This window comes from Mycobacterium sp. (assembly GCF_040509115.1).
GTDB lineage: Bacteria > Actinomycetota > Actinomycetes > Mycobacteriales > Mycobacteriaceae > Mycobacterium.
Genome location: NZ_JBEVLO010000392.1, coordinates 1 through 6,253 on the forward strand (window position 1 = coordinate 1; position 6,253 = coordinate 6,253).

6 protein-coding genes are annotated in these 6,253 nt (G+C 68.7%); 5 read left to right on the top strand and 1 reads right to left on the bottom strand.

Annotation, left to right across the window (positions count from 1 at the left end; genetic code table 11):
* From ABW137_RS26935 to ABW137_RS26950, 4 genes are all read left to right on the top strand, one after another.
* On the top strand, nucleotides 1-1,190 hold a 1,190-nt coding region (locus ABW137_RS26935; RefSeq protein ID WP_526404529.1), incomplete at its 5' end, for a M1 family metallopeptidase.
* Entirely contained in the window at nucleotides 1,157-2,458 is a 1,302-nt protein-coding gene (locus ABW137_RS26940; RefSeq protein ID WP_526404530.1) for a hypothetical protein, read from the top strand. The genes ABW137_RS26935 and ABW137_RS26940, both read left to right, overlap by 34 nt.
* A gap of 1 nt (nucleotide 2,459) precedes the next feature.
* A complete protein-coding gene (gene ppgS, locus ABW137_RS26945) occupies nucleotides 2,460-3,143 on the top strand; it encodes a polyprenyl-phospho-N-acetylgalactosaminyl synthase PpgS (RefSeq protein ID WP_526404531.1) in 684 nt (227 codons plus the stop codon).
* Nucleotides 3,140-3,481: a DUF2304 domain-containing protein gene (locus tag ABW137_RS26950; protein WP_526404532.1), complete on the top strand. Its 342-nt coding sequence runs from the start codon at nucleotides 3,140-3,142 to the stop codon at nucleotides 3,479-3,481. The genes ppgS and ABW137_RS26950 overlap by 4 nt, the downstream gene beginning before the upstream one ends.
* 11 nt (nucleotides 3,482-3,492) lie before the next feature.
* On the opposite strand, the gene ABW137_RS26955 is transcribed toward ABW137_RS26950, so the two are convergent.
* Nucleotides 3,493-4,431: an NAD-dependent epimerase/dehydratase family protein gene (locus ABW137_RS26955; protein ID WP_526404533.1), complete on the bottom strand. Its 939-nt coding sequence runs from the start codon at nucleotides 4,429-4,431 to the stop codon at nucleotides 3,493-3,495.
* Nucleotides 4,432-4,646: 215 nt separating this feature from the next.
* On the opposite strand from ABW137_RS26955, the gene ABW137_RS26960 reads away from it, so the two are divergent.
* Nucleotides 4,647-6,253 (top strand): hypothetical protein (locus ABW137_RS26960; RefSeq protein ID WP_526404534.1); only part of this gene is annotated, 1,607 nt, incomplete at its 3' end.

Consider the following 6,253-nt stretch of genomic DNA (forward strand, 5'->3'; position numbering starts at 1 on the left):
CGGCCACCATCACCGCGGTGACGCTCGCCTCGCTGAGGACCTTCAGCCTGGACCTGTCCGACGCGCTCGCGGTGTCGAAGGTGTCGGTGAACGGGCACCGGCCCGCGAACTTCTCCCGCTCGCGCGGCAAGCTCAACGTCACGTTGGCCACCCCCCTGGCCGCCGGCGCCGCGCTGTCGGTCACCGTGCGCTACTCCGGCACGCCCAAGCCCATCCGATCCCTGTGGGGCGACGTGGGATTCGAGGAGCTCACCAGCGGCGCGCTGGTCGCCGGACAACCCAACGGGGCGGCGTCGTGGTTCCCGTGCGACGACCACCCGAGCAGCAAGGCGAGCTACCGCATCGCGATCACGTGCGAGAACCCGTATTACGCCGTGGCCAACGGGAAGTTGGAGTCGCGCAAGACCCGGGCCGCCATGACGACGTGGACCTACGAGCAACCGGAGCCGACGTCGACCTATCTGGTGACGCTGCAGATCGGGCAGTACGAGCACCACCGCCTGGCCAAGAACCCGGTGCCGATGAACGCCGTTCGGCCGCAACGGTTGCACGCCAAGTTCGACCACGACTTCGGGCGACAGCCCCAGATGATGAAGCTCTTCGTCAAGCTGTTCGGCCCGTACCCGCTGTCGAACGGGTACACCGTCGTGGTCACCGACGACGATCTCGAGATTCCGCTTGAGGCGCAAGGCATTTCGATCTTCGGGGCCAACCATTGCGACGGCGAGCGCGGTGCGGAGCGGCTAATCGCCCACGAGATGGCCCACCAGTGGTTCGGCAACTCCGTGACCGCGCGGCGCTGGCGCGACATCTGGCTGCACGAGGGCTTCGCCTGCTACGCGGAGTGGCTGTGGTCGGAGGAGTCCGGCGGACGCACCGCCGACGAGCTGGCCCACCACTACCACCACCGGCTGCGTCACTCGTCGCAGGACCTGCTGCTGTGCGACCCCGGTCCGCGCGACATGTTCGACGACCGGGTCTACAAGCGCGGCGCGCTGACTCTGCATGCCCTGCGCGGCACGATCGGCGATCAGAACTTCTTCGAGTTGTTGCGGGACTGGACGACTCGGCACCGTCACGGCACCGCCGTCACCGACGACTTCACGGGGCTGGCCGCCAACTACGCCGACGAATCGCTGCGTCCGCTGTGGCAGGCATGGCTCTACTCGACGGACGTCCCCGACCTGTGACCGACGGCGCGGCCGTCCCCACCCAGGGGCCCGTCACCAGAAGCAGTGTCATCCGGGTCGGCACGGCCACGGTCGTCAGCGCGCTGTGCGGATACGCCGTGCTCTACCTCGCCGCCCGCGACCTCGAACCTGCCGGCTTCTCGGTGTTCGCCGTGTTCTGGGGTGCGTTCGGGCTCTTCGCGGGCGCGGCCAACGGCCTACTCCAGGAATCCACACGCGAGGTGCGCCAGGCCAGGACGCTGGCGGAGGTGCCGGAGCCCCGATCTAGCCCCATTCGCGTGGCGGCGGTGGTCGGCGTGGTAGCGGCGGCCGCGATCGCAGGCACGTCGCCGCTGTGGTCCTGGCACGTGTTCACCGAGTCGCAGGCGTTGAGCGTCGCCCTGCTGGCGGCGGGGGTGGCGGGGTTCTGCGTGCACGCGACCCTGCTCGGCATGTTGGCCGGGGTGGACCGCTGGTCGCAGTACGGGACGCTCATCGTCGGCGACGCCGCCATGCGGGTGACCGTGGCGACGACGACGTTCCTGGTCGGCTGGGGCCTCGTCGGGTATCTCTGGGCCACCGTCGCGGGCGCAATCGCATGGCTCCTACTCCTGCTGGCCTCGCCGTCGTCGCGCGCCGCGGCCCGACTTGCCACCCCCGGCACGACGGCGGTGTTCCTGCGCGGAGCGTCGCACTCCATCGCGGCAGCCGGCGCCAGCGCAATCCTCATCATGGGGTTCCCCGTCCTGCTGAAGGCCACGTCGGCGGACCTCGGCGCGGCGGGCGGCGTCGTCATCCTCGCGGTGACCCTGACCCGGGCGCCGCTGCTGGTGCCCCTGACCGCGATGCAAGGAAACCTGATCGCACACTTCGTCGACCAACGCGACCGGCGGCTGCGGTCGTTGGTGGTGCCGGTGGCGGCGTTGGCGGTGCTCGGCGGTGCGGCCGTCCTCGTCGCCGGGCTTCTTGGTCCGTGGCTGCTGCGCACGGCGTTCGGTCCCGACTACCAGTTGGGCGGCGCGCTGCTGGCCTGGTTCACCGCGGCGGCGGTCATGATCGCGGTGTTGACGCTTACCGGTGCCGCAACGGTCGCCGCTGCGCTGCACAGGGCCTACGCCGTCGGCTGGATCAGCGCGACGCTGGCGTCGACGTTGCTGCTGCTGGCGCCGTGGACGCTGGAGACCCGCACCGTGGTGGCGCTGCTGTGCGGCCCGTTGGCCGGAATCGCGGTCCATCTGATCGCGCTCGCAAGGGTGCCTGCACCGACCGGGTATCTTGATCGGCATTGACATGCGCGACGTGTGGATCGTCATCCCCGCCTTCAACGAGGCGACCGTCATCTCCGACGTCGTCGGTGACGTTCGTTCGGTCTTCGACAACGTGGTGTGCGTCGACGACGGCAGCCGCGACGACACCGCCGAGCAGGCCTGGCGGGCAGGCGCCTACGTCGTGCGCCACCCCGTCAACCTCGGCCAGGGCGCGGCGATCCAAACCGGCGTCGAGTTCGCCCGCAGGCAGGCAGGCGCCACGGCCTTCGCAACGTTCGACGCCGACGGCCAACACCGCGTCAAGGACGTCGTCCGGATGCTCGACCGGCTCACCGCCGAGGATCTCGACATCGTCGTCGGGACCCGCTTCGCGGAATCGGCGCCGGTCGACATGCCGTGGATGCGGCGACAGCTCTTCCCGCTGATCGCCAAGCTCAGCCCGACCAGCCGCAAACTCGGCCTCACCGATGCGCACAACGGGCTCAGGGTGTTCAACCGCACGGTCGCCGATGGCTTGAACCTCACGATGAACGGCATGGCGCACGCCAGCGAGATCATCGCACTCATCGTCGAAAACCATTGGCGGGTAGCCGAAGAACCCGTCGAGATCCTGTACACCGACTACTCGAGGTCGAAGGGCCAGCCGTTGGTGAACGGCGTGAACATCATCTTCGACGGGCTGCTACGAAAGAGGATGCGCCGATGAACTGGATCCAAGTCCTACTGATCGCCGCGATCGTCGTCCTGCTGGTGTACCTGCTGCGCTCGCGACGCAGCGCCCAGGCCAAGGCGTGGGTCAAGGTCGGCTACGTCCTGTTCGTCGTCGCCGCGGTCTACGCGATCGTGCGGCCAGACGACACCACCGTCGTCGCGAACTGGTTGGGCGTTGACCGCGGCACCGACCTGCTGGAGTACGCGCTCATCATCGCGTTCCTGTTCACCACCATCAGCACCTACATGCGCTTCAAGGACCTGGAGCTGAAGTACGCGCAGCTCGCTCGCGCCGTCGCACTCGAAGGGGCCAGGACCCCCGAGCCGAGGTAGCGATTTCGGCGCTACTGCGCCGCGCGGAAGAACTCCACCGTCCTGACGATGCCGTCGGTCAGCGGCACCTTCGGCGTCCACCCGAGCACGTCGCCCGCCCGCGTGTTGTCCAAGCGGGACCGCCTCAGGTCGCCGAGTCGGGGCGGATGCATCTCGGGCTCGTCGAGCGCGCCCGCCGCAACGGCGATCGCCGCGTGCAGTTGACGCGTCGAGGTCTCGACGCCGGTACCGACGTTGAACCGCATGCCGCTGCCCGCCTCGCCGCCAGCCCGGACGAAGGCGTCGACTACGTCGTCGACGAACACGTAGTCGCGGGTGTCGGTCCCGTCGCCGAAGATCTTGGTCGGCTTGCCCGACAGCAACGCCTTCGCGAAGATCGCGACCACGCCCGCCTCACCGTGTGGATCCTGCCGCGGCCCATACACATTCGCGGGCGCGATGTGCGAGCAGTCCAGGTCGTACAGGTTCCGGAACATGTTGAGGTACACCTCGCCGCACACCTTGCTCGCCGCGTACGGCGACGACGGGTTGATGGGCACGTCCTCGTTGGTCGGGAAGACCGGCGGCGTTCCGTAGATGGAGCCGCCGGAGCTGGTGTGCACGATCTTGCGCACTCCGGACTTGCGCGCCGCCTCGGCGAGCCGCACCGTGCCGACGACGTTGACGCTGGAGTCGAACTGCGCGTCGGTCACCGAGCGGCTGACCGAGATCTGGGCGGCGAGATGGAAGATCACCTCGGGCCTGGTATCGGTGAGCAGATCCAACAGATCGGCGTCCACGATGTCCGCCTTGGCGAACTCGTAGGTGTCGTGCCGCTCGGCCGCGACGATGTTGGTGCTGTTTCCCGAGCTGAGATCGTCGAGCCCCACGACGGAATGACCATCGGCCAGCAGCCGATCTACCAGCGTCGATCCGATGAAGCCCGCTGCGCCGGTGACGAGTGTTCGCACCGGGTCACCATACCGACAGCGTCGAGATTTATCCCCGTCGCTCCGCTCGCCCCCGGGACATTTCTCCCCCGTCGCTCCGCTCGCCCCCGGGACCTTCTCCCCGTCGCTCCGCTCGCCCCCGGGACGGGACCGTACAGTCGGCAACGGTGATCTTGCAGGCAGAACCGAAACGACCCGGGGATCCCGGGGTTCGCGAAGCGGCGCAGCGACCCCGAATCGGCTGGGTCGCTCGCGTCGCCATCGCGCTGATCCTGCTGCAGTTGGCGCTTCGCGGCGTGCTGGCCTTCAACGGCTACTTCTACTGGGACGACCTGATCCTCATCGCCCGCGCAGGCACCCACAACCTGCTGGCGCCCGCCTATCTGTTCGACGACCACGACGGCCACGTCATGCCTGCCGCGTTCCTCGTCGCGGGCGTCATCGCCAAGGTGGCCCCGTTCAACTGGCTCTGGCCCGCCATCAGCCTGGTGGCGCTGCAACTCGTCGCGTCGCTGTCCCTGCTGCGCGCGCTCCACGTCATCCTCGGCTGGCGCCCCGTGGTGTTGATTCCGTTGACGTTCGCGCTGTTCACTCCGATGGGTCTACCGGCGTTCGCCTGGTGGGCGGCGGCGCTGAACGCCTTGCCGATGGTGGCGGCCATGGCGTGGGTGTGCGCCGACGCGATCCTGCTGGTCCGCACCGGCAATCAGCGCTACGCCGTCACGGCGACCGCAGCGTTCCTGGTCGGCCTGCTGTTCTTCGAGAAGGCCGCCGTCATTCCGTTCGTCGCCTTCGCCGTCGCCGCGCTGCTGGCCTACGTACTCGGCGACCGGTCGGCGGTGGCCACGGTGTGGCGCGCAGGCCGCCGCCTCTGGACGGCGTCACTGGCGGTGACCGTCGCGTGGGTCGGGCTCTACCTGGTGGTCGTCGACCAGCGACGGTGGACCCTTGACCTTCCGATGACCGGTGACCTGGTGATCCGGTCGGTGACACACGGCATCGTGCCCGGCCTGATCGGGGGCCCGTGGGAGTGGGAACGGTGGGCACCGTCGTCCCCGTGGGCGCTGCCCCAGTGGCCGGTGATGGTGGTGGGCTGGCTGGTGCTGGCCGCGGTGGTCGTCGTCTCGGTGAAGCGCAAGGAGCATGCCCGCCTGCTCTGGGTGGCTGCGGCGGCCTACGCGGTGGCCTGCCAGGTGCCGATCTATCTGATGCGGTCATCCCGGTTCACCGCCATCGAACTCGCGCAGACCCTGCGCTACCTGCCCGACCTGGTGGTGGTGCTGGCGCTGCTGGCGGCCGTCGGGTTCTGCGCCCCGAACCTCGCGACGTCGGCCCGGCTGGACGCCACCCGCACCCGCACCGCCGCAACCGTCGCGGTCGCCGTGCTGTTCCTCGCCAGCTGCGTGTTCTCGACGGTGACGTTCACGGCGAGCTGGCGCACCAATCCGACGCGGGCCTACCTCGACAACGTGCTGACCAGTCTCGCCGAAGCCAACGCCGCCTCGCGCGCGCCACTACTGGACCAGGAGGTGGACCCTTTGATCCTGCAGCGTTTCGCCTGGCCCGACAACCTGATCAGTCACGTCTTCGCCATGGTCCGCGACCGTCCCGAATTCAGCACCAGCACAACGGATTTGCGCACCTTCAATCGCAAGGGCACCCTCGTCGCCGCCCAGGTCACGTGGGTGCGTCACACCCTGATCGGCCCAAAGCCCCAGTGCGGCTATCTAGTTCAGCCCGACGCCCCGGTCCGCATGCCACTGGATGGCCCGATGCTCCCGACGGAGTGGACGGCCGAGATCAACTACCTCGCCAACAGCGACGGCTCGATGACGTTCGCGCT

Coding starts and splice junctions, on each gene's coding strand:
- ABW137_RS26950 (WP_526404532.1), top strand. CDS start 3,140: ATGAACTGGATCCAAGTCCTACTGATCGCCGCGATCGTCGTCCTGCTG.
- ABW137_RS26940 (WP_526404530.1), top strand. CDS start 1,157: ATGGCTCTACTCGACGGACGTCCCCGACCTGTGACCGACGGCGCGGCC.
- ppgS (WP_526404531.1), top strand. CDS start 2,460: ATGCGCGACGTGTGGATCGTCATCCCCGCCTTCAACGAGGCGACCGTC.